The sequence below is a fragment of the Microbacterium sp. NPDC055910 genome (assembly GCF_042271185.1).
Lineage (GTDB): Bacteria > Actinomycetota > Actinomycetes > Actinomycetales > Microbacteriaceae > Microbacterium.
This window is the reverse complement of sequence record NZ_JBHJZS010000002.1, coordinates 1-24,609: the sequence shown is the minus strand read 5'-3', so window position 1 is coordinate 24,609 and position 24,609 is coordinate 1. Positions and strand designations below refer to the sequence as shown.

General features: G+C 68.1%; 24 protein-coding genes and 2 tRNA genes. 9 read left to right on the top strand and 17 right to left on the bottom strand.

The annotated features are described in order from the left end of the window. Positions 1-187 precede the first annotated feature (187 nt). From ACFC3F_RS01510 to ACFC3F_RS01485, 6 genes are all read left to right on the top strand, one after another. Entirely contained in the window at positions 188-2,200 is a 2,013-nt protein-coding gene (locus tag ACFC3F_RS01510) for a DUF262 domain-containing protein (RefSeq protein WP_376125686.1), read from the top strand. A gap of 71 nt (positions 2,201-2,271) precedes the next feature. Beyond that, a complete protein-coding gene (locus ACFC3F_RS01505) occupies positions 2,272-3,825 on the top strand; it encodes an SDR family oxidoreductase (protein WP_376125683.1) in 1,554 nt (517 codons plus the stop codon). 103 nt (positions 3,826-3,928) lie between these two features. Next, positions 3,929-4,753 carry a DUF4397 domain-containing protein gene (locus ACFC3F_RS01500; protein WP_376125681.1) on the top strand — a complete coding sequence of 275 codons (825 nt, stop codon included), beginning with the start codon at positions 3,929-3,931 and terminating at the stop codon, positions 4,751-4,753. 11 nt (positions 4,754-4,764) lie between these two features. Beyond that, positions 4,765-5,418, top strand: coding sequence for a class F sortase (locus tag ACFC3F_RS01495; RefSeq protein WP_376125679.1), 654 nt, complete (start codon positions 4,765-4,767; stop codon positions 5,416-5,418). A gap of 3 nt (positions 5,419-5,421) precedes the next feature. After that, positions 5,422-6,000 (top strand): RNA polymerase sigma factor, encoded by a 579-nt coding sequence (locus ACFC3F_RS01490; RefSeq protein ID WP_376125676.1) that lies wholly within the window; start codon positions 5,422-5,424, stop codon positions 5,998-6,000. Beyond that, entirely contained in the window at positions 5,987-6,736 is a 750-nt protein-coding gene (locus ACFC3F_RS01485; RefSeq protein WP_376125673.1) for an anti-sigma factor, read from the top strand. The genes ACFC3F_RS01490 and ACFC3F_RS01485 overlap by 14 nt, the downstream gene beginning before the upstream one ends. A gap of 96 nt (positions 6,737-6,832) precedes the next feature. Here ACFC3F_RS01485 and ACFC3F_RS01480 read toward each other — a convergent pair whose 3' ends face one another. The 9 genes from ACFC3F_RS01480 to ACFC3F_RS01440 all read right to left on the bottom strand — a co-directional run bounded on the left by ACFC3F_RS01480 (position 6,833) and on the right by ACFC3F_RS01440 (position 14,952). Further along, positions 6,833-7,669 carry a 3-keto-5-aminohexanoate cleavage protein gene (locus tag ACFC3F_RS01480; protein WP_376125671.1) on the bottom strand — a complete coding sequence of 279 codons (837 nt, stop codon included), beginning with the start codon at positions 7,667-7,669 and terminating at the stop codon, positions 6,833-6,835. 3 nt (positions 7,670-7,672) lie between these two features. Beyond that, positions 7,673-9,070, bottom strand: a complete 1,398-nt coding sequence (locus ACFC3F_RS01475) for a 3-hydroxyacyl-CoA dehydrogenase NAD-binding domain-containing protein (protein ID WP_376125669.1) — start codon at positions 9,068-9,070, stop codon at positions 7,673-7,675. Continuing rightward, the gene (locus ACFC3F_RS01470) at positions 9,067-10,185 is read right to left on the bottom strand and encodes an ABC transporter ATP-binding protein (protein WP_376125667.1); all 1,119 of its coding nucleotides are present in this window, start codon (positions 10,183-10,185) and stop codon (positions 9,067-9,069) included. The genes ACFC3F_RS01475 and ACFC3F_RS01470 overlap by 4 nt, the downstream gene beginning before the upstream one ends. After that, positions 10,182-10,958 carry an ABC transporter permease gene (locus ACFC3F_RS01465; protein ID WP_376125665.1) on the bottom strand — a complete coding sequence of 259 codons (777 nt, stop codon included), beginning with the start codon at positions 10,956-10,958 and terminating at the stop codon, positions 10,182-10,184. The genes ACFC3F_RS01470 and ACFC3F_RS01465 overlap by 4 nt, the downstream gene beginning before the upstream one ends. Then, a complete protein-coding gene (locus ACFC3F_RS01460) occupies positions 10,955-11,812 on the bottom strand; it encodes an ABC transporter permease (protein ID WP_376125662.1) in 858 nt (285 codons plus the stop codon). The genes ACFC3F_RS01465 and ACFC3F_RS01460 overlap by 4 nt, the downstream gene beginning before the upstream one ends. Position 11,813: 1 nt before the next feature. Beyond that, positions 11,814-12,428, bottom strand: coding sequence for a TetR family transcriptional regulator (locus tag ACFC3F_RS01455; RefSeq protein ID WP_376125659.1), 615 nt, complete (start codon positions 12,426-12,428; stop codon positions 11,814-11,816). Positions 12,429-12,434: 6 nt separating this feature from the next. Next, on the bottom strand, positions 12,435-13,481 hold the full coding sequence (locus ACFC3F_RS01450) for a polyamine ABC transporter substrate-binding protein (RefSeq protein WP_376125656.1): 1,047 nt from the start codon (positions 13,479-13,481) through the stop codon (positions 12,435-12,437). A gap of 273 nt (positions 13,482-13,754) precedes the next feature. Further along, a tRNA-Ile gene (locus tag ACFC3F_RS01445) sits at positions 13,755-13,828 on the bottom strand. Positions 13,829-13,950: 122 nt separating this feature from the next. After that, positions 13,951-14,952: a DMT family transporter gene (locus ACFC3F_RS01440; RefSeq protein WP_376126114.1), complete on the bottom strand. Its 1,002-nt coding sequence runs from the start codon at positions 14,950-14,952 to the stop codon at positions 13,951-13,953. 51 nt (positions 14,953-15,003) lie between these two features. Between ACFC3F_RS01440 and def the strand changes: the two genes are divergently transcribed. Next, positions 15,004-15,570, top strand: a complete 567-nt coding sequence (gene def / locus ACFC3F_RS01435) for a peptide deformylase (RefSeq protein ID WP_376125653.1) — start codon at positions 15,004-15,006, stop codon at positions 15,568-15,570. A 91-nt stretch (positions 15,571-15,661) separates the two neighbouring features. Here def and ACFC3F_RS01430 read toward each other — a convergent pair. From ACFC3F_RS01430 to dusB, 5 genes are all read right to left on the bottom strand, one after another. Then, a tRNA-Asn gene (locus tag ACFC3F_RS01430) sits at positions 15,662-15,734 on the bottom strand. Between the two features lie 62 nt (positions 15,735-15,796). Next, positions 15,797-16,582: an ATP-binding cassette domain-containing protein gene (locus ACFC3F_RS01425; RefSeq protein WP_376125651.1), complete on the bottom strand. Its 786-nt coding sequence runs from the start codon at positions 16,580-16,582 to the stop codon at positions 15,797-15,799. A gap of 53 nt (positions 16,583-16,635) precedes the next feature. Next, positions 16,636-18,492, bottom strand: a complete 1,857-nt coding sequence (gene dnaG, locus ACFC3F_RS01420) for a DNA primase (protein ID WP_376125648.1) — start codon at positions 18,490-18,492, stop codon at positions 16,636-16,638. Next, positions 18,492-19,838, bottom strand: coding sequence for a deoxyguanosinetriphosphate triphosphohydrolase (locus tag ACFC3F_RS01415; protein WP_376125645.1), 1,347 nt, complete (start codon positions 19,836-19,838; stop codon positions 18,492-18,494). The genes dnaG and ACFC3F_RS01415 overlap by 1 nt, the downstream gene beginning before the upstream one ends. Then, a complete protein-coding gene (dusB, locus tag ACFC3F_RS01410; protein WP_376125642.1) occupies positions 19,828-21,003 on the bottom strand; it encodes a tRNA dihydrouridine synthase DusB in 1,176 nt (391 codons plus the stop codon). Before dusB ends, ACFC3F_RS01415 begins: the two co-directional genes overlap by 11 nt. Before the next feature lie 50 nt (positions 21,004-21,053). On the opposite strand from dusB, the gene ACFC3F_RS01405 reads away from it, so the two are divergent. Beyond that, positions 21,054-21,557, top strand: coding sequence for a glutathione peroxidase (locus ACFC3F_RS01405; protein ID WP_376125639.1), 504 nt, complete (start codon positions 21,054-21,056; stop codon positions 21,555-21,557). Here the strand turns inward: ACFC3F_RS01405 and ACFC3F_RS01400 are convergent, their stop codons facing one another. From ACFC3F_RS01400 to recO, 3 genes are read right to left on the bottom strand one after another with little or no spacing between them, the layout of a single operon-like run. Beyond that, the gene (locus ACFC3F_RS01400) at positions 21,558-22,241 is read right to left on the bottom strand and encodes a DsbA family protein (protein WP_376125637.1); all 684 of its coding nucleotides are present in this window, start codon (positions 22,239-22,241) and stop codon (positions 21,558-21,560) included. It abuts the gene before it with no gap. A 29-nt stretch (positions 22,242-22,270) separates the two neighbouring features. Next, the gene (locus tag ACFC3F_RS01395; protein WP_376125635.1) at positions 22,271-23,095 is read right to left on the bottom strand and encodes an isoprenyl transferase; all 825 of its coding nucleotides are present in this window, start codon (positions 23,093-23,095) and stop codon (positions 22,271-22,273) included. After that, positions 23,092-23,826 carry a DNA repair protein RecO gene (recO, locus tag ACFC3F_RS01390; protein WP_376125632.1) on the bottom strand — a complete coding sequence of 245 codons (735 nt, stop codon included), beginning with the start codon at positions 23,824-23,826 and terminating at the stop codon, positions 23,092-23,094. Before recO ends, ACFC3F_RS01395 begins: the two co-directional genes overlap by 4 nt. Positions 23,827-23,862: 36 nt before the next feature. Between recO and ACFC3F_RS01385 the strand changes: the two genes are divergently transcribed. After that, on the top strand, positions 23,863-24,549 hold the full coding sequence (locus ACFC3F_RS01385) for a trimeric intracellular cation channel family protein (protein WP_376125630.1): 687 nt from the start codon (positions 23,863-23,865) through the stop codon (positions 24,547-24,549). Positions 24,550-24,609 lie beyond the last annotated feature (60 nt).

The window sequence follows — 24,609 nt, the reverse complement described above, 5'->3', positions numbered from 1 at the left end:
GCACGTTTTAACAGGCCCAACTTAGGCAAGCCTACCTCCGCGGTCTGCGTGATTCCCGGAGGACAAGCGGGAGGGTGGGGTCCTCCGAGTCGCACTGGCGGCGCCGGGCTAAACTCGACGGCGGCGGGGCCGCGACGATTCTTCCGCGGATGCTGCACAGCCGACGAGCAGGAGACGAAGCGACGTGATGGCCACAGCCACGAACATCGATGCGACCGCGGTCAACACCATCGCGTGGCTCTCGGCACCGGACACCACGATCGTCGTCCCCGTCTATCAGCGGCAGTACCGCTGGGATATCGGCGGGTGCGAGCAGCTGCTCGCCGACATCCGGGCCGTCGCCGACTCCGAGTCGCGCACGATGCATTTCATCGGATCGATCCTCTCGTCGGTCGACGCCGATTCCGCCGGCGATACCGCCGACCTCGTGCTGATCGACGGCCAGCAGCGCGTCACGACGCTCATGCTGCTCGTCGCGGCGCTGCACCACACGATCGCCGAGAGCGACCCGGATCTCGCCGCCGAACTCCAGGCGGTGCTCGTGCGCGCCGACGATCCGACCCGCACGAAGCTGCGCCCGCACCGCGCGTGGGCCGGTGTCTTCCAAGACGTCGTCCTGGACCGTCGCTCGACCGACATCGGCGAGCGCGACTCGCGCTTCGACGACAACTACGCCTTCTTCCGCAGCCAGATCAGTCCGGGTGAAGCGCCGAGCATCTGGCGCGGTCTGCAGCGACTCGAGCACGTCGCGATCACTCTCGGGGCCGGCGCGAACGCCCAGCAGATCTTCGCGAGCCTCAATTCGACGGGTGAGCCGCTGCGAGACCACGAGCTCATCCACAACTACGTGCTGATGGGGTTGACGCACGACGAGCAGACCGAGATCGAGCAGGACTACTGGGTGCCGATCGAGCAGAACACCGGCTCGGCGATCGGCGCCTTCTGGCGCCACTACCTCATCATGCTCACGGGTCGTGAGGTCGCCGTCGCCGGTGAGCACGGCGTCTACAGCGCGTTTCGCGAGGAGTTCCCGCGCATCGACGTCGCGACCCTGCGCACGCATGCCGAGCAGTGGCGGGCGCACTCCGAGATCTATCGGACGTTCCTCGACCCCTCGCTCGAGGAAGACCCCGAGGTCTCGCGCCACCTGACCTACATCAACACCTTCGGCCGCATCGCCTATCCCCTGATCCTGCGCGCCTACCGCGAAGCGAGTACGGGACAGGCTGAACGCTCCGACCTGCTGGCAACCCTCGAGCACATGCAGGCGCTCCTGCTGCGTCGCACGATCGTGGGCCTCCCGAACGAACGCCTCGTCGCGCGGCTCTGCCGTGCGCGCGACGAGAGTGCGCAGGCGCTCGTGCACGCCATCGCTCGCATCACGCCCTCGGACGAGCGGGTGCGCGTCGCGCTGAAGTACGGCGATCTTCCTCACGCCCACTATGTCCTCGGCAGAATCGCCGGCATCTCGTCTGCGCACGCACTCGACGTCGAGCATCTCTTCCCGCTGTCCCCCTCGGACGCGTGGACGGGCGACGGCGCCCGCACATGGGCGGAGTACTCCGAAGACGAGCAGAACAGTCACCGCGCCCTCGCGCAGACCCTCGGCAACCTCGCACTGCTCGAGGAGCCGCTCGCGGAGCGCGCACTGGATCGCGACTTCCCGGCCAAGCGCGAGCTCTATCGCGCGAGCGGCATCGACGACACTCGCGCCCTCGCCCACGAGGCATCCTGGGACACCGCTGCGATTACGGCGCGCACCGCGCGGCTCGGCGCCCTGTTCCTCGAGATCTGGGCGCGGCCCGCCTCGGTGCTCATCGACGACGACGGTCTCACGCCGATCCTCGACGCCGTCCGCAGACGCGGCTGGCCGCGCGGCTGGGAGCGCGAGTTCGACTACACCGAGTACCGCGGAGAGCACTGGGAAGTGCACGACGTGAAGTATCTGTTCAACCGCGTCTTCAAGCGGCTGTGGGCCGACTCCCGCGAGAGCGTCATCGCCTTCAGCGCCCGCCGCGGCGGCCCCCTCTATCCGACCCGTTCGTGGAACGGACAGTGGGACCAGCTCGACGACGACACCCACCTGTACATGGGGTGGGATTCGAAGTACATGCTCACAGCGGTGCAGGGCGTCCTCGAGGAGGCGGGCATCGCTCACGAGGTCTTCGTCAAATACTCCTATATCGCTGCCGCGATGTAGCGACCGCGCGTGCGGGTGGTGATTCGGGGGCGAGATAGCTAGCCTGGCTAGCAATCAACCAATGGATCACCATGGATCTTTCGTCACCCTCCGGCCGAGAACGTCACCTTCGCGCGCCTGACGGCCGCACTCCGCCCCCGCTCGTCCTCGTGCTGGGAGCCACCGGCTACATCGGCGGTCGACTCGTGCCCCGCCTCCTCAACGCCGGGTACCGCGTGCGCGTCCTCGCGCGCTCTCGGGAGCGCGCCCTCGCCTTCCCATGGGGCGCCGACGTCGAGGTCATCGAGGGGGCCGCGCAAGACCGCCCGGCCGTCTCGCGCGCGATGCGAGGAGCCGACGTCGCGTTCCACCTCGTGCATTCGCTCGGAGCCGGCCGTGACTTCGAGGAAACCGACCGGGTCATCGCGCGAACGGTCGCCACCGCGGCCGCCGAAGAGGGGGTCGGACAGTTGGTGTACCTGGGCGGCCTGCATCCGGCGGCAGACCTCTCGCCGCACCTTCGCTCGCGGGTCGAGGTGGGCGAGATCCTGCGGGCCAGTGGGGTGCCGACGCTCGTTCTACAGGCGGGAACCGTGATCGGCTCCGGCTCCGCGTCGTTCGAGATGGTGCGCCACCTCACCGACGTGCTGCCGTACATGCCCGCTCCGCGTTGGGTGCGCAACCGAATCCAGCCGATCGCCGTCCGCGACGTGCTGCACTATCTGCTGAGCGCCGCCCGGCTTCCGACCCCCGTGAGCGGCCCGTTCGACACCGGCGGCCCCGACGTCCTGCGCTACGGCCAGATGATGAACGGCTACGCGGTCGAAGCGGGCCTGCCGCAGCGTGCGATCGCCGCGCTGCCGGTGCTCACTCCACGTCTGGCCTCGCACTGGGTGAACCTCGTCACACCTATTCCGCGGGCGCTGGCGCGGCCACTCGTGGAGTCCCTGCAGAACGACTGCGTCATGGCGGACCACCGCATCGACGCGGTCATCCCCCCGCCCGAGGGCGGCTTGACGCCGTATCGTCAGGCCGTGCGCCTGGCGCTGCGGCGGCTGGGTGAGGACGGTGTGGAGACGAGTTGGCAGGATGCGGGAGTCCTGACAGCGCCCGGAGACCTGCTGCCGAGTGACCCCGAATGGGCGGGGCGCACGGCCTACCTCGATGAGCGGTCGGCGACCTCCAGCGCCCCGGTCGACTCCCTGTGGCGGGTCATCTCGGGAATCGGCGGCGCGAACGGCTGGTATTCGAGCCCGGTGCTGTGGGCTTTGCGGGGATGGCTCGACAAGCTCGTCGGCGGCGTCGGACTCGCACGGGGTCGACGCAGCCAGTCTCGTCTGCAGGTCGGCGACGCGCTGGATTTCTGGCGGGTCGAAGCCGTCGAGCACGGTTCGCTGTTGCGCCTGCGGGCCGAGATGAGGGTGCCCGGCGAAGCGTGGCTCGAGATGCGGGCGAGCGCGGAAGACGACGGGTCCCGCTATCGGCAGCGCGCCATCTTCTTTCCCCGCGGCCTGGCCGGCCGGGTGTACTGGCTGGCTGTCCTGCCCTTCCATGGCGTGATCTTCCGGGGCATGGCCAACCACATCACGGCAGCCGCCGAGGCGGACACGACGCCGCGTCGAGGCGCGCGAGAGGGGACGCCGTGAAAATTCTTCCAGAAAGTTCCATTCAGGTGCATCCAAAACTGCTGTTCGAGGAGAAAGCACTTTCATAGGCGGAAATCACCGCCTTCTCATAAGGAGGAAGACAGTGCGAAAGACAGCAGCTGCCGGCGTCACCGTCGGCATCATCGCGGCCCTCGGCCTCGCAAGCCCCGCCACGGCATCCACCGCCGATTCCGCCCAGCTCTCGGTGCTGCACGGCATTCCCGCGACGCCGGTGGACGTCTATGTGAACGGTGAGCTCACGCTCGATGACTTCCAGCCGGGTGATCTCGCCGGGCCGCTCGACCTTCCTGCCGGAGACTACGAGGTCGCCCTCACCGCGCCGGATGCCGCAGACGCCAGCTCACCGGTGCTCGGTCCCGCGACGATCACGCTCGCAGCGGGAGGCAACTACACCGCCGTCGCCCACCTCACCGAGGCCGGTGACCCGGGGCTGAACCTCTTCACGAACGACACCGCCACCACCGCAGCCGGCGAAGGTCGCCTCACGGTCCGCCACGTCGCCGCGGCGCCGGCCGTGGACGTCCTCGCGGGCGGCAGCCCCGTCATCGAAGACCTCTCGAACCCCGATGAGGCCACGCTCAACCTCGCCGCCGGGACCGTGCCCGCAGCCGTCGCGCTCACCGGCACGACGGACCCCGTCATCGGCCCGGCCGACGTGCAGATCCAGGAAGGCGTCCTCACGATCGTCTACGCCTGGGGCAGCGCCGAAGACGGCAACCTCGCACTGGCCTCGCAGACGATCTCGGGTCTGCACTCCACCCCGGACGGCGTGCCGTCGGGTTCGGCCGGCTACCTCGCCGCTCGTGACACCGCGGCGAGCGTCGGCTGGATCGCGGCGATCGGCGCGATCGTGATCGCTGCCGGAGCCGTCGTCACCATGCGCACGCGTCAGCAGGCGGGCCGCTGATGAGCAGGGGCATGTCGCGACCGATCGGCGCGGTGTTCGCTCGCGGACTCCTCGCTGTGACCGCCGCGGCATGCCTCGTCGCATGCACCCCCGTGGGGGCGGGCGACGCGACCCGGTCGCGTCCCCCGAGCGACGACCGTGCGGTCACGTCGTCGCCCGCTCCCACCCCCGCCGTCAGCGTTCCGGTTCGATCCGGGGCGCTGCAGGCTCCCACGCCCCACGTGCAGCCTGAACGGCTGGTCATGGCCGGACTCGGAGTCGACATGCCGATCGTTCCGGTGGGGATCGAAGGGAACGGCCAGATGGAGCTCCCGGTGGATCCCGCTGTCGCCGGCTGGTACCGCTACGGCCCCCACGCCGCCAGCAACGCGGGGAACATCGTCCTGGCAGCCCATGTCGACGCCCCCGACTATCCGATCGGTCCGCTCGCCCGTCTTCGTGACGCCGGCGTCGGAGAACAGGTCGACCTCGTCGCACCCGACGGAACGACACGCAGCTACGTCGTCGAATCCGTCGTCAACTACGACAAGACAGGGCTTCCCACCGCCGAACTCTTCCGCAGAGACGGTGATCCCGCCGTGGTGATCATCACGTGCGGCGGTGCCTACGACAGTGCCACGGGCCGCTACCGCGAGAATGTCGTCGCGGTCGCCCGGGAGGTATGACCCGTGAGCGCCGACGAGGAGATCGTGAACACGCATCCGGATGCCGAAGAGGCCCTCAACACCCGCTTCGTCGCGGGAGATGAGCGCGCACTGGCAGAGCTGTATCGTCGGTGGTCCCCCGTCGTCTTCACGCTCGCGTTGCGGTCGGTCGGGGATCGCGGCGACGCCGAGGACATCACGCAGCGCACATTCGTCTCGGCCTGGACATCACGCGCGTCCTACGATCCGCGCAAGGCGAAGCTGTCGACCTGGCTCGTCGCCATCGCCCGTCGGAGGATCGCGGACACTCTCGAGTCCCGCTCGAAGGTGCGGGCACTCCAACAGGAGATGGAGCGATTCACGCGGCCGGATGACCTCGTGCAGGATCATGATGACCTGTCCGAGCAGATCCTCGTGGCCGATGAACTCCAGCATCTCGAACCCGACGCACAGCAGGTCATGCGTCTGGCATTCTTCGACGACCTCACGCACGACCAGATATCCCGAAGACTGGCGATGCCACTCGGTACCGTGAAGAGCCATATCCGACGCAGCCTGAATCGCCTGCGCGATCGTCTGGAGGTGAACCATGTCGCATCTTGATCCTGAACAGCTCGCGCTCATCGCGCTGGGCGAACCGCTCGAGGACCACGAGCAGACCGAACACCTCGCCTCCTGCCCCGCGTGTGCGGGGGAAGTGTCGGAGATGATCCGAGTCACGGCGATCGCGCGCTCCACGATCGACGACGGCGACCTCGAGGCTCCGCCCGAGCGGGTGTGGGCGAGAATCGCCGACGAGCTTCTGCTGGAACGACCCGCGCCGACCGCGACTCCCCCGCTCAGCGATATCGCTCCTGCCCAGCCGGATGCCGCGGCTTCCCCGCCGCGTCGACCGCGAAGAGCCGGCTGGCGGACCGCCTGGGTCCTGGCGGCATCCCTCGCGGGAATCGCCGTGGTGGGAGCCGGCACCTGGGGTGTGGTCAACGTGCGTATGGCACCGACATCGATCGCGACCGCCGCCCTCGACCCCTTCCCGGACCACCCGGATTCGGTCGGGTCGGCCGCGGTCGAGCGGGATCGTGACGGTGCACGGTTCCTCACCGTGAGCCTCGATCGAGCCGACGAGCCGGATTCGTATCGCGAAGTGTGGCTGATCCGCAACGACGGTCAGGCACTCGTGAGCCTCGGCGTGCTGACCGGCGAGACTGGTCGCTTCGACATCCCGAGCGGGATCGACCTGGCCGACTACGACCTCGTCGACATCTCGTTCGAGCCCCTCGACGGGGATCCCGCGCACTCGGGCGACTCGATCGTGCGGGGCCAGTTGACGTTCGCGTAGTTCCCCGGGAACGACGGGAGGGCCGCCCGGTGGGCGGCCCTTGCGTCGCAAGCGGGTGGGACTCGCGTCCTCGCTCGCACGGCGAGAGTCTTCGACTCACCTGGCCGTTCGTACAGCGAGGAGCGACCGTGCCTCGTCCGGAGTGAGCGGCGGCCGCTGAGCGAGCACTGCGAGATCGCGCGCCCGCTCTACCAGCTCAGCGTTGTCCCGGACCGGTCGGTGGCGCGCGAAAGTCAGCGTGTCCTCCATGCCGACACGGAGATTGCCGCCGAGTGCCAAGGATGCCAGTGCGACGGGGAGGGTGGAGCGCCCGATGCCCGTCGCGCTCCAGCTCGTGACCTCCTCCGGGAACATGTCCACCGCGGTCTGCACGATCCGCGGCAAGCCGGGAGCTGCACCGGGCACTCCCAGGACGAGGTCGCAATGCACCTTGCCTCCGAAGGGCAGGCCCTCAGCGTCGATCAGCCGGCGCAGGGTGGCGATATGGCCGAGTTCGAAGATCTCGAATTCGGGGACGACCTCCTGACGCTTCGCCTCCTGGAACAGCTCGACGATGAATCCCCAGGGGTTCGAGAAGACGCCGTCGCCGAAGTTCACCGTCCCGAGCGTGATCGAGCACGATTCAGGGCGCGCTTCGAGCACACCCAGTCGCTCCTCGAAGGGGTCGGTGATGCTGCCGCCGGTCGAAAGCTGCACGACGAGTGATGACGCTTCTCGCACCGCCGCGACCGTCTCCGTGATGCGCGCGAGATCGAGCGTCGGTGCGCCCGACTCATCGCGTACGTGGATGTGGATCATCGCCGCGCCGACAGCCTCGCATTCCTCGGCCGCGCGCGCGATCTCAGTGGGCGTTGCCGGAAGGTGCGGAACGTCCGCTTTGTCGATCTCGCCGCCCGTGATCGCCGCCGTGATCAGAGTCTTCTGGTTCGTCATCGGTCAGGCCTTCTCACGCACGGGGATCACGACGGTCCCGTTCGCGGTGGCCGCCACGATCGGCTCTTCCAGGAGCGTGGAGCGATCCGAGTCGCGGTTCTCCCGCCGCGCGAGCACGCGGACCTCGAATGCGAGATCACGGCTGCGCGTGCCCACCCGTGTGATGCGTGCCGAGACCTCGACAAGATCACCCGCGAACAGTGCAGCGCCGAACTGGACACCGCTGTAGGACGCGAAGAGGCCTTCCGTCCCGTCGTGACGGATGCACACTTCCGTGGCGACATCGCTGAAACAGGTCATGATGTAGCCGCCGGAAATCACCCCTCCGCCGTAGTGGGCGGCGGAATCGGGGACGTAGTGCTTCTGAGTGACGGCGAGGGTCATGTCTTCCTTCGGATCTGCGATTCGTTCAGAGCGCCGTTCCATATCGCGGCCTGTCGGTGCTGTGGTGCCCCCGCGGTAGGGCTGGGGTGCGCGACGCTTCTGCGCCTGGATCCCGACGAGCGCCGCACGGCGATACGCGATGAGGGGCGCGCCGCTCAACGCCATGGCGTCCACCGTGAGCGGAACGACGGCGGCGAGAGACGGATCGTCCAGCGCGGGTTGCGTGCTCGCGACCGCCTGGACGAGCTCGCGGATCGTGTTGCCGTACTTGCCGTAGTTGTCCTCGATGCTCTCGGCGTTGGAAGCCTCCACGCCGAACGGACCCAGCAGGGCCCAGCGGGGACCGAGTCCGTCGCGTATGACCGCATCGATGTCGTGCAGCGAGGCGACGCCATCCTGCAGAAGACGCAGTGCCTCGCCGAACAATGCGTACTGCAGTCGGTTGGCGAGGAAGCCGGGTTCTTCCTTCTCGCACACCACCGCCGTCATCTCGAGGGAGGCGAACACTTCCCGTGCAGCTTCGAGCGCGGTCGATGACAGAGTGGGATGCGTCACCAGCTCCACGACCGGCAGCAGATGCGGCGGATTCAGCGGATGCGCGACGAGAGCGCGCTCGGCGATGGCGAGTCCCCCGAACAGCGCACTGGGCAGCAGCGCGGACGTGCTGGAGGCGACGACGGCGTTCGAGGGAACGAGGTCTGCCAGTTCCGCGTAGAAGGCCCGTTTCAGATCGAGGCGCTCGGGAAGATTCTCAAGGACCAGACTCGCACCGCTCGTGGCCTCTGCCAGCGACGGGGAAACCTGCAGCAGCGAGACACGCTCGCCGGCGCGGGCACCGGTCACGGCTTCGAGCTCGGCGAGCATCGGCGCCATCTCCCGCGGAGCGCTCTCCCGGCGGGACTCGCTCGTGTCGAAGACACGGACGTCCCATCCGTAGAACGCGAATCGAGTGGCCCAGCTCAGGCCGATCGTGCCCGCGCCGACGATCGCGACGGACCGAGATTCGCCGGCACTCATCGAGCCGCTCCTTCCGTGGCGGGTTCGCGCACGAGCACATGAGCCTCAGCCGGGTCGAACCGAACCCGGAAGCGGTCGCCCTCGGAAGGCAGCAGCCCTGCGGCCACCGCGCCGTCCACGAGGATCGTCTGGCCCGTCGTGGTGGTCCCGCGTACCCGGTAATGGGTGCCGAGGAACAAGGTCTCGCTCACCAGGATGTCGAACGAGCCGGGACCTTCCGTGAGGGCGGCGGTGATCTTCTCCGGACGGATCAGGACGCTGATCGGATCGCCGACGTCCAACCGCGGCGTGCGCCGAGAGTCGAGCTCGAACGTCGCGAAATCGGTGCGCGCGCGGAGGGTGTGCCCGTCGACGTGGTCGACGACGGCATCGAGCATGTTCGACTCGCCGATGAAGCTCGCCACGAAGGGTGTCGCCGGGCGCGAGTACATGACTTCGGGGGTGCCGACTTGCTCGATGCGGCCCTCGTTGAAGACCGCGATTCGATCCGAGAGAGCGAGCGCCTCGTCCTGATCATGCGTGACGTAGACGAAAGTGATCCCGAGCTCGCGGTGCAGGCGTCGAATCTCGACCTGGAGACGCTCGCGCAGTCGCTTGTCCAGAGCGCCGAGGGGTTCGTCCATCAGGAGGACACGCGGCGAGAACACGATGGCGCGCGCGAACGCGACACGCTGCTGTTGCCCGCCGGACAGCTCCTTCGGATAGCGCGCACCGAGGTGGTCGAGGCCGACGAGTTCGAGGACGGCGGCGACCTTCTTCGCGACCTCATCCTTCGCAGCGCGGCGTGCGCGCAACGGAAAGGCGATGTTGTCGAACACGGTCATGGTGGGAAACAGCGCGTAATTCTGGAACACGACACCGAGGTCGCGCTTGTGCGGCGCGAGCTTCAGGATCCCGCTTCCGTCCATGTCGATCGTGCCGCTGTCCGGTGAGATGAATCCCGCGATCATGCTGAGGGTCGTGGTCTTGCCCGACCCCGACGGGCCGAGGAACGTGATGAACTCGCCGGGCTGGATCGACAGCGAGACATCGCTGGCGGCAGCGAAGTCTCCGTAGTGCTTCGACAGGCCGACGAGGTCGAGTGAGGCCCCGGTCGTCTTCAGAACAGTAGTCACTTCTTCTTCCTCCAGGGAACGAACGTCGCGCCGATCACGAGCGCGGTGGCCAGAATGAGCAGCGTGGCGACGGCGGCCATCGTGGGGTCCACCTCGTTGACGACGCTGGCGTACATGGTCGCCGGAAGAGTCCGCGCCGTCGGACCCTGCAGGAACAGCGCGATGACCGTTTCGTCGAACGACGTGACGAAGGCGAAGAGTCCGCCCGCGATGACGCCGCCGGCGATTCCGGGCAGAGTGATCTTCAGGAAGACGCGCAGGGGTGAGGCTCCGAGGCTGGAAGCTGCGCGCTCCAGGTTCTGATCGAAGCCGCTGATGGCGGCACTGCTGGTCACCACGACGAACGGGACAGCGAGCACGGTGTGTGCCAGCACGAAGCCGGCGACCGATCCCGTGAGCTTCCAGTTGAGGAAGAGCGAGAACATTCCGACGGCGAGGGCCATCACCGGCACGATCATCGGCGCGATGACGATTCCGTAGATCGCCGTGGTGAACGGGAATCCCCCGCGGGCGAGCGCGAACGCCGCGGGGACTCCGAGCAGCAGCGAGAGCAGCGCGACGAGCAGGGATACCTGCAGGCTCGTCATGATCGAGTCGATCCAGATCGGCCGGGCGAAGAGGTTCTCGTACCACTGGAGCGACCAGGAGTCGGGAGGGAACGCGAGAGACTTCTTCCCGGTGAAGCTCAGCGGGATCAGAACGAGCGACGGCGCGACGAGGAAGACCGCGACAAGGGCCGTCAGGACGCGGGTGAGGACGATATGGGCCTTCATTTGCCGGCTCCCTTCGGCGTCGTCGTGCTGGCATATGCCTGGATCGGGTTCACGAATCGCGACGCGACGAGCAGGATGAGCAGCGTACTGAGAAGGAGCACGGCGGCCATCGTGCCGCCCATCCCGAAGTTCAGGAGCCTGTTCGTCTGCTGCTGGATCAGTTGCGAGAGGAGGATGTTCTGCGTCGACCCCAGCAGCTGCGGCGTGACGAAGAAGCCCAGGCTCAGGACGAACACGATGAGGCTTCCGGCTGCGATCCCCGGTGCGGCCAGGGGAAGGTAGACCTTGCGGAAGGCCGAGATGGGCCGAGCGCCGAGGCTGATGGCGGCGGTCACGTAGCGGCGGTCGATGTTGCTGAGCGTTGAGAAGAGCGGCAGAACCAGGAACGGCAGGAGAACCTGCACCATGCCGATGACGACACCGGTGTTGTTCCGGATGAGCGGGATGGGCCCCAGCCCGACGAGTTCGAGAAGCGAATTCACGACCCCTGTGTCCTGCAAGAGGATCACCCACGCATAGCTGCGCACCATCAGGCTGGTCCAGAAAGGCAGCAGGACGAGAGCGATGAGCACCTTGCGCCAGTTCGGTGTTGCGATGCTCATCGTGTACGCGTAGGGGAACGCGAGCAGCAAGCAGACCGCCGTGACGAGAAGCGACATGCCCACGGTCCGCAGCAGAACTCCGACGTACGCCGGCGTGGAGAAGAACTCGGCATAGTTGCTGAGTCCGCCGTCGCCCTCGCGAACGCTCATCGACAGTACTTCGACCAAGGGGATGAGGAAGAAGACGGCCAGGAAGATCAGCAGAGGCAGGAGCGCCAGGTAGTACCGGTATCTGTACAGGTGGTGCAGCACGTCAGTCCTTCTGAGGTGTGGTGCGGACCAGGCCGTTGAGGGCGATCCGGACGTGGTCGGCCGCAACCTCCTGGATCGAGCGAGCGCCGTCCGGTCGGAACCAGCCGGACACGCCGGTGCACATGGTGATGATCGCCTTCGCCGCAATCGACTCGTCGATGTCGGTGAACTCTCCCGCGTCGGCGCCCGCAGTGATCAGGCCGCGGAACAGCAGCTCGTACCGGTCGCGCTTCTCGACGATCGCCGCGCGGTTCTCCGGCATCAGTGAGCGCAGCTCCGTGTCGGCGATGAACGCCTCCGGCTGGCGCTCGGCGTGGCAGAGGATGTGCGTCGTGATCGCCCGCCGGAGAACATCCGTCGCTGTCTCACGGGCAGCGGCCCCTGAATCGGGACTCGCCTCGTGCAGCGCGCTGCCGACTTGCTCGGAGAGGAAATCCAGAAAGCTCGACATGATCTCGAGCAGGATCTCCTGCTTGCTCGGGTAGTAGTAGTAGATCCCCGCCACCTGGATCTTCAGCTCGGAGCTGATGCTCCGAATGCTGGTGCCGTGGTAGCCCAGGAGCGCGAACTGGCGTACCGCCTCGGCGTAGATCCGGCTCTTCGTGTCCGTTGACATGTCCGATCAGCCGATGCGCCAAGCGTCCCAGAGCTTCTGGGTCGCCTCGTAGTTGTCCGCCCACCAGGAGAAGTCCACCGAGACCTGCGTCTCCTGGATGGCCGGCGCAGACGGCAGGAAGGCCATGCCCAGCTCATCGAGCTGCGGAGAAGCATCCGCGTTCGTGGGAGCGTAAGGGATCAGTTCTGCGATGGCGGTCTGGGCCTGTGCGGAGGTGGCGAAGGCGATGAACTCCATCGCCGCGGTGACGTTGTCGGACCCCTTCGGAACCATCCACGCGTTGGGGACGAAGAGGTTCTGATCCCAGACCGCGGCGAACGGGGCGCCGTTCTGAATCGCGTCGTAGGCGCGGCCGCTCCATGCCCAGAGCATCGAGACCTCTTGGGATGCCATCAGCTGCTGGGACTGGGCGCCCGAGTCCCAGAAGACGATGTCGTCCTTGATCGTGTCCCACTTCGCGATGGCACGATCGACGTCGAGAGGATAGAGGTCCTCCGGCGCGACACCGTCGGCGAGAAGAGCGATTTCGAGGTTGCCGGCATAGACGTCACTCCACAGTGCGCGCTTTCCGGGGAAGTTCTCCGTGTCGAACAGGTCCGCCCACCCCTGCGGGGCACTGTCGTAGGCGGTCTCGTCGTAGAGCAGGACGTCGGCGACGCCGATGGATGGCACAGAGCACTCGGAGACGAATGCAGCCGGCATCGCCGAGGTGTCTACGATCTCGGTGTCGATCGGCTCCAAGAGGGTGCCGCATTCCTGGATGGCGAAGAACGGATCGCCCTCAACGACATCCCAGGACACCTGTCCTGCTTCCACCATCGAGCGCAGCTTCGCGTAATCGGTCGGGCCGTCGCTGATGACGCGGGTGCCCGTCTCGGCCGTGAACGGCTCCGAGTAGGCGACCTCGCCGCCTTCTTGCAGTGCGCCGCCGAAGGAGACGAACGTGAGCTGCCCCTCGGACGCGCCGCCCGAAGAACTGCTGCAGCCCACTGCGAGCAGCGCCAGCACGGAGATCGCGACCCCGATTGTCGTACGCGAAGCTTTACCTGTCACCGAAGATCTCCCTTGACTCGTTGATGACCACTCAGATTTGAACGAGCGTTCAATCAAAGTATAGACGGCGCAGTTTCCCGCGTGTCAAGCGGTGCTTCGGCGGGGTCGCGTTTCGCATGCCGGGTGTCGCGGGTTCGGACGAGTCCCGCCGGCGACAGGGAGACGCGCTGGGGCTTCGCCGGGAAGGCGGAGACGGCGTCATCGGGCCGCGTGCGCCGATGTCCGGGCGACGAAAAGGGATGAGCCGCGAAACGGCGGCTCATCCCTCGTTTGTGGGGCGGGTGGGACTTGAACCCACGATCGTCGGGTTATGAGCCCGCTGCCTTGACCAGCTTGGCCACCGCCCCCTGACGAGCATCGAGCCTACCGGCATCGCTCACGCGTCCGCGTAAGAAGCCTGCATTCGCGCACGACGGAAACACACGCGGATACCGGTTTCGTGCACGCGCGCCCCGCGATCGCCCCGGTGTCAGACGAGCGGGTCCTCACCGGCACCGGATTTGGGCGTGCCCGTGCTGCCGCGTCGGAAGGGCAGCTCCTGGCTGTCGTTGATGATCTGAGGATGATTGCGCGCGAGCGTGATGACGCCGTAGATCGCGATCGCCCCTGCAACGGCGAACCCGATGAACGCGCCTACGGGTGCGGTCGCGGCCTCCTGCAGAATGATCAGGCCGATGAGCACCGCGACGATGGGATCGATCACGGTGAGACCCGCGATGACGAGATCGGGAGGGCCGACCGAGTATGCCGTCTGTACGAAGTAGGCACCCGCGGCGGTCGCGGCGATGAGCGCGACGAGGCACAGCAGTGTGAGCCACTCGAAGTCGCCGGCTTGCACCCGCTTGATGACCACCTTGGCGAGGGTGGCCACGAACCCGTAGATCACGCCGGAAGCGACGATGTAGAACAGTGCCTGTCCGCGCTTGCGCAACCACGCCCACAGCACGCCGAAGATGACGATCACGACGCCGAGGAGGCCGAGGATCGTCACGAGCTCGCCTTCGTCGATCTCCTGCTCGGTCGCGACGAAGGCGGCGATCGTGACGAAGATGAAGATTCCCCCGACGCACGCGATGATCGAGCGGATCGACTGGCGGGTGGGCTTGTGCCCGCTGACGCGAGCGTTCAGCAGCGTCGTGATCACGAGCGAGATCGCCCCGAGAGGCTGCACGAGGATGAGCGGAGCGAACGCCAGTGCCCCGAGCTGGCAGAGGATCGCCGCGCCCAGCATCGCCGAGCCGAACACCCAGGACGGTCTCTTCAGCAGGCTTGCGAGCTGCCTGCCCGACAGGCCGCCGCTTCCGGACGACCCGGTGAGACGCTCGACCTTCACGACGCCGCGGTGCTGATACTGCGCTCCGAACGACATGAAGACGGCGCCGAGCAGGGCGAGCGGGATTCCGATCAGGATCGCCGGGTCACGAAAGACACCGAGGAGTTCGTCGGTGACGTCGCCGATCATCCCGTCCATCAGAATCACCCCTCGACACTAGCCGCCGCCGTCGCTCGATAGGCTCAAGGCGTGGCTGTTCTCCCGATTCGCATCATGGGCGATCTCGTCCTGCACTCCCCCGCCGCCCCCGTCGCCGACATCACCGACGAGATCCGCACCCTCGTCGCGGACATGTACGAAACGATGGATGCCGCACCCGGTGTGGGGCTGGCCGCTCCGCAGGTGGGCGTGGCGCTGCGCATCTTCACCTACAACTACGAAGACGACGAGGGTCTCCCCTGGCGCGGCGTGATCATCAACCCCGATCTGTGGATCCGTCCTCCGCTGCCCGGGCACCCCGATCCCGACGAGGAATCCGAAGGCTGCCTGTCTTTCCCGGGTGAACGGTTTCCGCTGCGCCGCTCCGACGCCGTTCTCGTGACGGGCACGGATCTCGAGGGCGAGCCCGTCCGCATCGAGGTCGACGGCTGGCGAGCCCGTATCGTGCAGCACGAGTTCGACCACCTCGACGGTGTCCTCTACATCGATCGACTCGACGACGGCGATTGGAAGACCGTGCAGAAGATCGCCCGCAAGCGCGGGTGGGGCCGTCCGGGTCAGGCATGGACGCCCGGGATCGACGACCTCGAGGGGTGAACACCAGACCCGGCACCCGGGAAAAAGGTAAGACCCGGGGTGGAAGCCCGGGTCTTGGTGAGGTTCCGCGTAGATAGCGCGAAGGTCCTCGCTCCCCGGCTTGGACTCGAACCAAGAACCTATCGGTTAACAGCCGATTGCTCTGCCAATTGAGCTACCGAGGAAGAGCCCCGCTTTCGCGAGGCACTTCCGATAGCTTACCAAAACTCCGGGCCCGATTCTGACATCAGGTGGCGATCAATCGCCGATCGGATTCGATGCCCGGCGTCCACAGCAGATCGTCCGGGCTCGGTCCGTATGCGACGGGGTGACCCGAGTGCAGCACGAGCACATCGGCACGCAGTTCCGTCGCGACATCCGGTTCGTTCGTCACGACGAGCGTGGACATGCCGTACTCGTCACGACGGCGCATGATGGCCTCGCGCGCCGCGACGCGCACCTCGACGTCCATATTGGCGAACGGCTCGTCGGCCAGCAGCACCTTGGGCTGCAGCACGAGGGCGCGCGCGAACGCCACGCGCTGGCGCATTCCGGCGCTGAGCTCATAGGGGTACTTGCCGGCGGCTCCGAGCGGGAGCATGAGTTCGTCCAGCAGCGCGGCGACCCGCACGGCGAGGGCGCGCTGGTTGATGTGCCGGTCACGGCTCGTGATCGGCTCGCCGATCACCTCGGCGACCGTGTGGCGGGCGGGCAGCCCCGCGCCGGCTGACTGCGGCAGATATCCCGTCATGTAGTCGAGCAGCCGCTGCGAACGACCGGGGCGACGAACCGAGATGCCGTCGATCCAGGCGTCGCCCCCGACGATCGCCAATCCCGTTGCGGAATCGACGGCCAGCACTCCGAGCACACTGGACTTGCCCGAGCCGGTCGGCCCCATGAGCGCGAGAGTGCTGCCGTGCTGCAGAGTGAACGAGACCCCGTCGACGAGCCGCTCCGAGCCGAGTCGGCCTGCCTGGGCGATCGAGAGATCGCCGGCCCTGATGGCGACGTCGGCTTCTCGGTGGGAGCTCATGACGCCATCTTGCCCGCTGCGCGCGCGAGCGGCCAGCGGACACGACTGAGAGGTCAGGACTCCTCTGCGAGCCGGCGGCGCTCCGCATCGATCTCGCGCAGTCGCAGCCGGATCACCCGACCGGCCTCGGAGTCCGGCGGCACACGCTGGATCGCGCCGAGCTGCTCGCTCTTCTCCGACTCCAGCGCGCGGCCGATGAGGCGACGCGCGAGGTCGGCGGCCGAGGCGACGGCCACGTCGTCGTCGAGCGCGGGAAAGTCGGCGGCGAGAAGCTCGGCCCCGAGTGAGCGATACGGCTCGCGCACGGCGGCGACGGCTTCGGCAGCCCATCCGATCCGCTGTCGATCCGGTGCCGACGCGATCGCCTGCCGCACCGCATCCAGCGCCGGATGCCGGAACTCCAGCGCCGTCGCCCGTGCGACGAGCGCTTCGTCGAGGCGGTGGCCGAACTGCAGGAAGCCCATCAGCGCGTCGCGTTCGAGCGTGACGTCCTTCACACGCGGGAGCGAGGCGATCGTCACGCGCTCGACGGGCGGCTCGGCGTCGGGTCGGCCACCCGCGCGCGTCGCGACCTGTTCCTCGCCGCGTCGTGCGCTCCGACCCGCGCGTTCCACCTCACGGCGCACGTCTTCCGTGTCCATCCCCAGGCGCCGCGCGAGCACGCGGATGTACTCCGGTTGCAGCAGCGCGTCGCGCAGGTCCGCCACGACCGGTGCGGCGGCGCGCAGTGCTCCGACGCGACCTTCGACGGCGGCGAGATCGAAGCCGCCGATGCGCTGGTCCAGCACGAACTCGACCATGGGCGTCTTGCGCTCGATGAGGGCGCGCACCGCACCGTCACCGCGCTCGAGGCGCAGATCGCACGGATCGAGCCCTTCCGGTCCGGTCGCGACGTAGGTCTGCGCGTTGAAGCGCTTCGCGTCGGCGAAGGCGCGCAGCGCCGCCTTCTGGCCGGCGGCATCCGGATCGAACGTGAAGACGACTTCGCCGGCGGTCGAATCGTCGCCCATGACGCGGCGCAGCACCGTGATGTGGTCGGTGCCGAACGCCGTGCCGCACGTGGCGACCGCGGTCGTGATGCCGGCGAGGTGGCATGCCATGACGTCCGTGTAGCCCTCGACCACGACGACACGGTGCTGGCGCGAGATGTCGCGCTTGGCGAGGTCGAGACCGTAGAGCACCTGCGCCTTCTTGTAGATCGTCGTCTCGGGGGTGTTGAGGTACTTGGGCCCCTTGTCGTCGTCGAACAGTCGCCGCGCCCCGAAGCCGATGACCTGCCCCGTCACGTCGCGAATGGGCCACACCAAGCGCCCGCGGAATCGGTCGTAGACACCGCGCTGTCCTTGCGAGACGAGGCCCGCTTGGCTCAGGATCTCGTCGGTGTACCCCTGGGGTCGCAGCGCCGCGATGACGCCTGACCAGCCCCGTGGCGCGTAGCCCACCCCGAAATGCGCCGCCGCTCCCGCGTCGAAGCCCCGCTCTCCGAGGAACCGGCGTGCGGTCTCGGCCTCGGGCGTCATGAGCTGCTCGCGGAAGAACTCGGCCGCCGCGGCATTGGCGGCATACAGGCGTGCGCGGCCACTCGTCTCGGGGGCGGCACCGCCGTCTTCGTAGTGCAGGGTGAAGCCGATGCGCCCCGCGAGCCGCTCGACGGCCTCTTGGAACGACACATGGTCCATGGCGCGCAGGAACGAGTAGACGTCGCCCGACTCGCCGCATCCGAAGCAGTGGTAGAAGCCCGCCTGCGGGCGCACGTTGAAGCTGGGGCTGCGCTCGTCGTGGAAGGGGCAGAGCCCCTTCATCGCCCCCACGCCCGCGTTCTTGAGGGCGACGCGTTCTCCGATGATGTCGGCGATGTTGGTGCGGGCCTTGACCTCGTCGACGTCGGCTTGACGGATGCGTCCCGCCATCAGGTCGCCTCGGCGCGCGTCGACGGCGCGTTCGCACCGGGCGCCCACACTCCGATGGATGCCGCATCGACGTCTCCGACGAGACGCCCATGCCAGGCGATCGCGAGCTGGTCGGTGAGGCTCGCGACCTGGTCGACGACGACCCGTCGCCGGGCGGCATCCGTGTCGCAGGCGGCGAAGTCGGCCGCGTGCAGGGCGTCGAGCGCGTCCGGCGAATCCCACAGCGCCGTCGCCAGCCGCTTCAGCACGCGCCGCTGCTCTCGGTAGAGCTCCTTGCGCCCCTCGATCGACACGACCGCGGTGCCGATGATGCCCTTGAGCACCGCCATCTCGGCCTCGACGACGGGGGGAACGATGACGTGCGCACGGTAGCGGGTCAGGGCGCTGGCCGAGTACGCGTCGCGCGTCGCCGCCGTCGCGGCGCGCGCGAACCGGCCGATGAGGTCGGAGGTGAGGTTCTTCAGCCGGGCCAGGTCGCCGCGCGTGCCGTCGAACGACGTGATCCACTCCGGCATCCGCATGAGTCGGTACAGCGCGTCCGCGAGCGCATCGCGGGGAAAGTCGAAGCCCACCCACGCCTGGATGCCGTTCAGCAGCGCCTCGTGCTGCGTGGCATCGGCGAGCCAGTCGGGGCGGAGGTATCCGTTGACGATGGCGTCCTCGAAGTCGTGCACCGAGTAGGCGATGTCGTCGGAGAGGTCCATGACCTCGGCCTCGATGCAGCGCACGCGGCCGGGGGCGTCGGCGCGCATCCAGTGGAAGACGGGCTCGTCGTCGGGATACACGCCGAACTTCAGCCGGCCGCCGGGATCGGGCAGGGGGTGCGCGGCCGTCCACGGGTACTTGCACGTCGCGTCGAGACTGGCACGCGTCAGGTTGAGGCCGAACGTCGTTCCGTCGGCGTCGATCGTCTTCGGCTCGAGACGCGTCAGGATGCGCAGTGTCTGCGCGTTGCCCTCGAAGCCGCCGATGTCCTCTGCCCAGTCGTTGAGCGCGCGTTCGCCGTTGTGTCCGAACGGCGGATGCCCGAGGTCATGGCTGAGACACGCGGTGTCGACGACGTCGGGCGACAGCTGCAGCGCCGTCGCGAGCTCGCGCCCGACCTGCGCGACCTCGAGCGAATGCGTCAGCCGGTTGCGCGCGAAGTCGGCCGGGCTCGCGGGACTCAGCACCTGCGTCTTGGCCGCGAGCCGTCGCAGGGCCGCGGAATGCAGCACGCGGGCACGATCGCGCGCGAAATCGTCGCGCAGCGACCGGTGGCGTTCGGTGAAGAGGCGTTCGGCGTCGCGGTCGTCGTACCCCAGCGGTCGCGCGAGAGGCTCGACCGGGGTCCGTTCACCCGCCACTGTGGTCGAGCTCCGCTTCGGCGAGGGCGCTGGTCGCAGCCGAGCCGAGCTCGCGCGAGTCGAGCCAGCCCTGGGGCAGCGCGGGTCGCTTGGGCGAACCGGCGCGACCGCGCTGACCCTCGGCCCCCGCGCCGGGGTACGGTGCGGTCAGGTCGAGCGTGGCCAGCAGGTCGTCGATCTCGGCGAGCGTCGAGGCGGCTGCGAGCGCCGCCCGGGTCTCACCGCCGACGGGGTAGCCCTTGAAATACCACGCGACGTGCTTGCGCATGTCGCGGCAGCCTCGGCCTTCGTCATCGAAGAAGTCGACGAGCAGTTCGGCGTGACGGCGGAAGGCGCGCGCGACGAACGCGAGCGTCGCATCGACCGGGTCACCCGCCGCGGCATCGGGGGTGCCGAGCGTGCGCGCGAGGTCTCCGAACAGCCACGGCCGCCCGAGGCAGCCGCGTCCGACGACAACCCCGTCGCATCCGGTCTCGACCATCATGCGCGCCGCGTCGTCGGCCGACCAGATGTCGCCGTTGCCGAGCACCGGCACGCTCGTGACGGCCTGCTTGAGCGCCGCGATGGCCGACCAGTCGGCCTGACCCGAGTAGAACTCCGACGCCGTCCGCGCGTGCAGGGCGACGGCAGCGACACCCGCGTCTTCGGCGATGCGGCCCGCGTCGAGATACGTCAGGTGATCGGCGTCGATGCCCTTGCGCATCTTGACCGTCAACGGCACATCGCCCGCGGCGCGCACGGCGCGCGTAACGATGTCGCGGAACAGGCCGAGCTTCCACGGGAGAGCCGCTCCCCCGCCCCTGCGGGTGACCTTGGGCACGGGGCATCCGAAGTTCAGGTCGATGTGGTCGGCCCGGTCTTCGTCGACGAGCAGGCGCACGGCGGCTTCGGTCGTCGCGGGGTCCACACCGTAGAGCTGGATCGAGCGCGGCGTCTCCGACTCGTGGTGCGTGATGAGGCGCATCGTCACGGCGTTGCGCTCGACGAGCGCTCGCGTCGTGATCATCTCGCTGACGTACAGCCCCGCACCGTACTCGCGGCACAGGCGCCGGAAGGCGGTGTTGGTGATCCCCGCCATGGGCGCGAGCACGACGGGCGCATCGAGCTCGATGGGCCCGATGCGCAGCGTCCGTGCGGGAGCGAGGGCAGTCGTCACGTCGACCATTCTCCCATCCCTTTCGATCCCGCTGCTCGGTCAGGCTCTAGCCTGGGGATATGACCGATGAGACCACGCCTGACCTGCGCGACATCCCCTTCCAGACCGCCGACGGCGGCACCTCGACGCTCGCGGAGTACGAGGGAGACGTCGTCATGGTCGTCAACGTCGCATCGAAGTGCGGGCTGACCCCGCAGTACGCGCAGCTCGAGCAGCTGCAGAAGGCCTACGGCGACCGAGGGTTCACCGTCGTCGGCTTTCCGTGCAACCAGTTCATGGGGCAGGAAACGGGGTCGATGGACGAGATCCTCGACTACTGCGCGACCACGTGGGGCGTCACATTCCCCGTGCACGACAAGGTGAAGGTGAACGGCAAGAATGCCGCACCCCTCTACCAGGCGCTCAAAGCGGCGCGCGACCTCGAGGGCAAGAAGGGGCGCATCGCCTGGAACTTCGAGAAGTTCGTCATCACGCCCTCGGGCGACGTGCACCGGTTCCGCCCGACCACGAAGCCCGACGACCCGGCCGTCGTGGCCGTGATCGAAGAGAACCTGCCGCGCTGATCAGGCGCCCGCGACGGGTGCGCCGCCGCGGGACTCGGTCCACACCTGGCGGACGATCTGGCTGAACGCCTCGGCCGGCTGCGCCCCCGATATGCCGTACTTGCCGTCGATGACGAAGAAGGGCACGCCGGTGATGCCGTAGGCGGCAGCCTGAGCCTTGTCGGCCCGCACGGCCTCGGCGAACCGTTCCGACTCGAGCGCCTCGCGGGCGGCATCCGCGTCGAGACCCGCATCGGCGGCGAGCGAGACGAGCTCGTCCTCGCGCCCCACGTGCCGGCCCTCGGTGAAGTACGCGGCCATCAGCCGTTCGGCGAGCTCGGGCTGACGGCCCTGCTCCTTGGCGAAGTGCAGCAGTTCGTGCGCCTTGAGCGTATTGGTGTGCTGGAGCAGGTCGAAGCGGTACTCGAGTCCGACCTCGGAGGCCACACCGGTCACGCGATCGAGCATCTGACGCACCTGGTCGGCCGGCATCCCCTTGTGATTCGCGAGGAAGTCGACCTCGTCACCGTCGAAGTCGACGGGGGTGTCGGGCGAGAGCTCGTACGAGTGGAAGGTCACCTCGACTCGCGGCGCGTCGTCGTCGGCGGCGGTCGCCGCGAGACCGTTCTCGAGGTTGCGTTTTCCGATGTAGCACCAGGGGCACGCGATGTCGGACCAGACGTCGATCTTGATGGATTCACTCACAGCACGGTGCAACGGCGCCCGTGCGGCGTCTATTCCGGCGAATGCTTCTGGGAATCTCGCGGGGTGTCGACGGCGCCACCGAAGCGACGGTCGCGGTCGAGATACAGGCCGATCGCCTGCCACAGGTCGGTGCGCGAGAAATCGGGCCACAGTGTGTCGAGGAACACGAACTCCGCGTACGCGGACTCCCACAGCAGGAAGTTCGACGTGCGCTGCTCGCCGCTCGAGCGGATGAAGAGATCGACGTCCGGCATATCCGGCTGATAGAGACGGCTGCGGATCAGACGTTCGGTGACGGCTGACGGACGCAGGCGCCCCGCATCGACGTCCTGCGCGATCGATCGCATCGCGTCGACGAGCTCGATCCTCCCGCCGTAGTTGACGCACATCGTGAGGGTGAGCACGTCGTTGTCGCGGGTGAGCTGCTCGGCGAACTGCAGCTCCTTGATGACCGAGCCCCACAGGCGCGGCTTGCGGCCCGCCCACCGTACGCGCACCCCCCACTCGTTGAGCTGGTCGCGGCGTCGGTGCAGCACATCGCGATTGAACCCCATGAGAAAGCGCACCTCGTCGGGCGAGCGCGACCAGTTCTCGGTCGAGAAGGCGTACACCGACAGATGCGTGACGCCCGCCTGCACGGCGCCGGCGACGACGTCGAGCAGAGCCGCCTCGCCCGCCTTGTGCCCTTCGACGCGGGTGAGGCCGCGCCGGTTCGCCCACCGGCCGTTGCCGTCCATGACGATCGCGACATGCTTCGGCACGGCGCCCTTCGGGAACTCGGGCGGATGCTGTCCGGTCCAATCCAGCGGACGATACGCCACGGCGTCGCGGTGCGTGAACGGCTTCGGGCTCATCGGGCTCCCTCCGAGCTGACATGCGCGAGCGAGCGGATGCCGCGCTCGAGATGCCACTGCGCGTACGCCGCGATGAGGCCGGACGCCGCGGCGGTCGAGGCCGGCGTCGCGGCATCCACCGCTTCCCACTCCCCCGCCATGAGCGACCGCAGGAGGGAGGAGGTCGCCGAGCCGATACGGGCCGAGCCGACGGGAGCGCACCCGGTGCACACCGTGCCGCCCGCCTGAGCGACGAAGGCGTCGTGCGGGCCCGGTCTGCCGCATCGAGCGCACTCCGACAGACCCGGCGCCCACCCGGACAGAGCCATCGCGCGCAGCAGGTACGAATCCAGGATGCTGCGCGGAGCATGCTCGCCGCGCGCGAGCGCGCGCAGGCCACCGACGAGGAGCAGGTACTGCTGGCGTGTCGCGTCGGCCTCGTTGAGCCGGTCGGCGGCCTCGACCATCGCGTGGGCGGATGTGTAACGGTCGTAGTGAGCGGCGATGTCGGCGCCGTAGGATCCGAGCGACTCGGCCTGCTGCACGATGTCGAGCGACCGGCCCTGGTAGAGCTGCACATCGGCGACCATGAAGGGCTCGAGACGTGCTCCGAACCGCGACGACGTGCGCCGGACACCCTTCGCGACCGCGCGGATCTTGCCGTGGCGGCGGCTGAGCATCGTGAGGATGCGGTCTGCTTCACCCAGTTTGTGGGTGCGCAGGATCACGACCTCGTCGCGGTAGGTGGGCACCACTCGATTATCCCGTCCAGGCGAGAGAATGGACGCGTGAACGAGCCGCTCTTCGTGATCCCGCTCTGGGCAGACCTCACCGCCGTGGGTCTTGGAGGCGTTCAGGGCGCCCTGTTCGCCTCGGGCTTCCGCGGCCAGCGCCGCCTCGACCTGCTCGGCGTGGCCATCATCGGCATCGTGATGGGCATGGGCGGCGGTCTCATCCGCGACATGCTCCTGAACGTCCCGCCGGCGACGCTGCAGAGCAACTGGTACCTGATCACAGCGACGGGGGCCGCGTTGGTCGGCATGCTCCTCGCCGGCATCTTCCAGCGGCTGAACCGGGTGATCGTCGGGCTCGACGCCCTCGTGATCGGCATGTTCGGGGCGCTCGGCACGAGCAAGGCGCTCGCGCTCGGCTTTCCCGAGATCCCCGCCATCTTCGTCGGGGTGTGCGCGGCGGTGGGCGGCGGCATCCTGCGCGACATGATCATGGGCCTGCCGGTTGCGATCATGCACGTGGGGTCGCTGTACGCCGTGGCCGCCGGAGCCGGATGCGTCGTGCTCGCGGGGGCGCATGCGCTCGGCGCGCCGCTCATCGCAGCATCCATCGCCGGAATGGTCGTGACGGCGGTGATCCGCCTGCTCGCCGTCGTCTTCGACATCTCGCTGCCCGAGCAGCGCGCCCTGCACCGCCGCAAGGTCGCCGTCGAGACCTCGGCCATCCCGATCATCAAGCCCTGATCGTCCGCGAGACTGCAACGGAGCGCCGAGACTGCGGGTGAAACCCCCAGTCTCGGCCGC

What these genes read in the sequence shown, in the direction of transcription:
- ACFC3F_RS01405 (WP_376125639.1), top strand. Translation starts at nt 21,054, where the DNA reads ATGACCGATGAGACCACGCCTGACCTGCGCGACATCCCCTTCCAGACC.
- ACFC3F_RS01455 (WP_376125659.1), bottom strand. Translation starts at nt 12,428, where the DNA reads ATGTCAACGGACACGAAGAGCCGGATCTACGCCGAGGCGGTACGCCAG.
- ACFC3F_RS01480 (WP_376125671.1), bottom strand. Translation starts at nt 7,669, where the DNA reads ATGACGAACCAGAAGACTCTGATCACGGCGGCGATCACGGGCGGCGAG.
- ACFC3F_RS01495 (WP_376125679.1), top strand. Translation starts at nt 4,765, where the DNA reads ATGTCGCGACCGATCGGCGCGGTGTTCGCTCGCGGACTCCTCGCTGTG.
- dnaG (WP_376125648.1), bottom strand. Translation starts at nt 18,492, where the DNA reads ATGGCGGGACGCATCCGTCAAGCCGACGTCGACGAGGTCAAGGCCCGC.
- ACFC3F_RS01395 (WP_376125635.1), bottom strand. Translation starts at nt 23,095, where the DNA reads ATGAGCCCGAAGCCGTTCACGCACCGCGACGCCGTGGCGTATCGTCCG.
- ACFC3F_RS01425 (WP_376125651.1), bottom strand. Translation starts at nt 16,582, where the DNA reads ATGAGCTCCCACCGAGAAGCCGACGTCGCCATCAGGGCCGGCGATCTC.
- ACFC3F_RS01510 (WP_376125686.1), top strand. Translation starts at nt 188, where the DNA reads ATGGCCACAGCCACGAACATCGATGCGACCGCGGTCAACACCATCGCG.
- ACFC3F_RS01505 (WP_376125683.1), top strand. Translation starts at nt 2,272, where the DNA reads ATGGATCTTTCGTCACCCTCCGGCCGAGAACGTCACCTTCGCGCGCCT.
- ACFC3F_RS01440 (WP_376126114.1), bottom strand. Translation starts at nt 14,952, where the DNA reads ATGGACGGGATGATCGGCGACGTCACCGACGAACTCCTCGGTGTCTTT.
- ACFC3F_RS01485 (WP_376125673.1), top strand. Translation starts at nt 5,987, where the DNA reads ATGTCGCATCTTGATCCTGAACAGCTCGCGCTCATCGCGCTGGGCGAA.
- ACFC3F_RS01475 (WP_376125669.1), bottom strand. Translation starts at nt 9,070, where the DNA reads ATGAGTGCCGGCGAATCTCGGTCCGTCGCGATCGTCGGCGCGGGCACG.
- ACFC3F_RS01465 (WP_376125665.1), bottom strand. Translation starts at nt 10,958, where the DNA reads ATGAAGGCCCATATCGTCCTCACCCGCGTCCTGACGGCCCTTGTCGCG.
- dusB (WP_376125642.1), bottom strand. Translation starts at nt 21,003, where the DNA reads ATGGTCGACGTGACGACTGCCCTCGCTCCCGCACGGACGCTGCGCATC.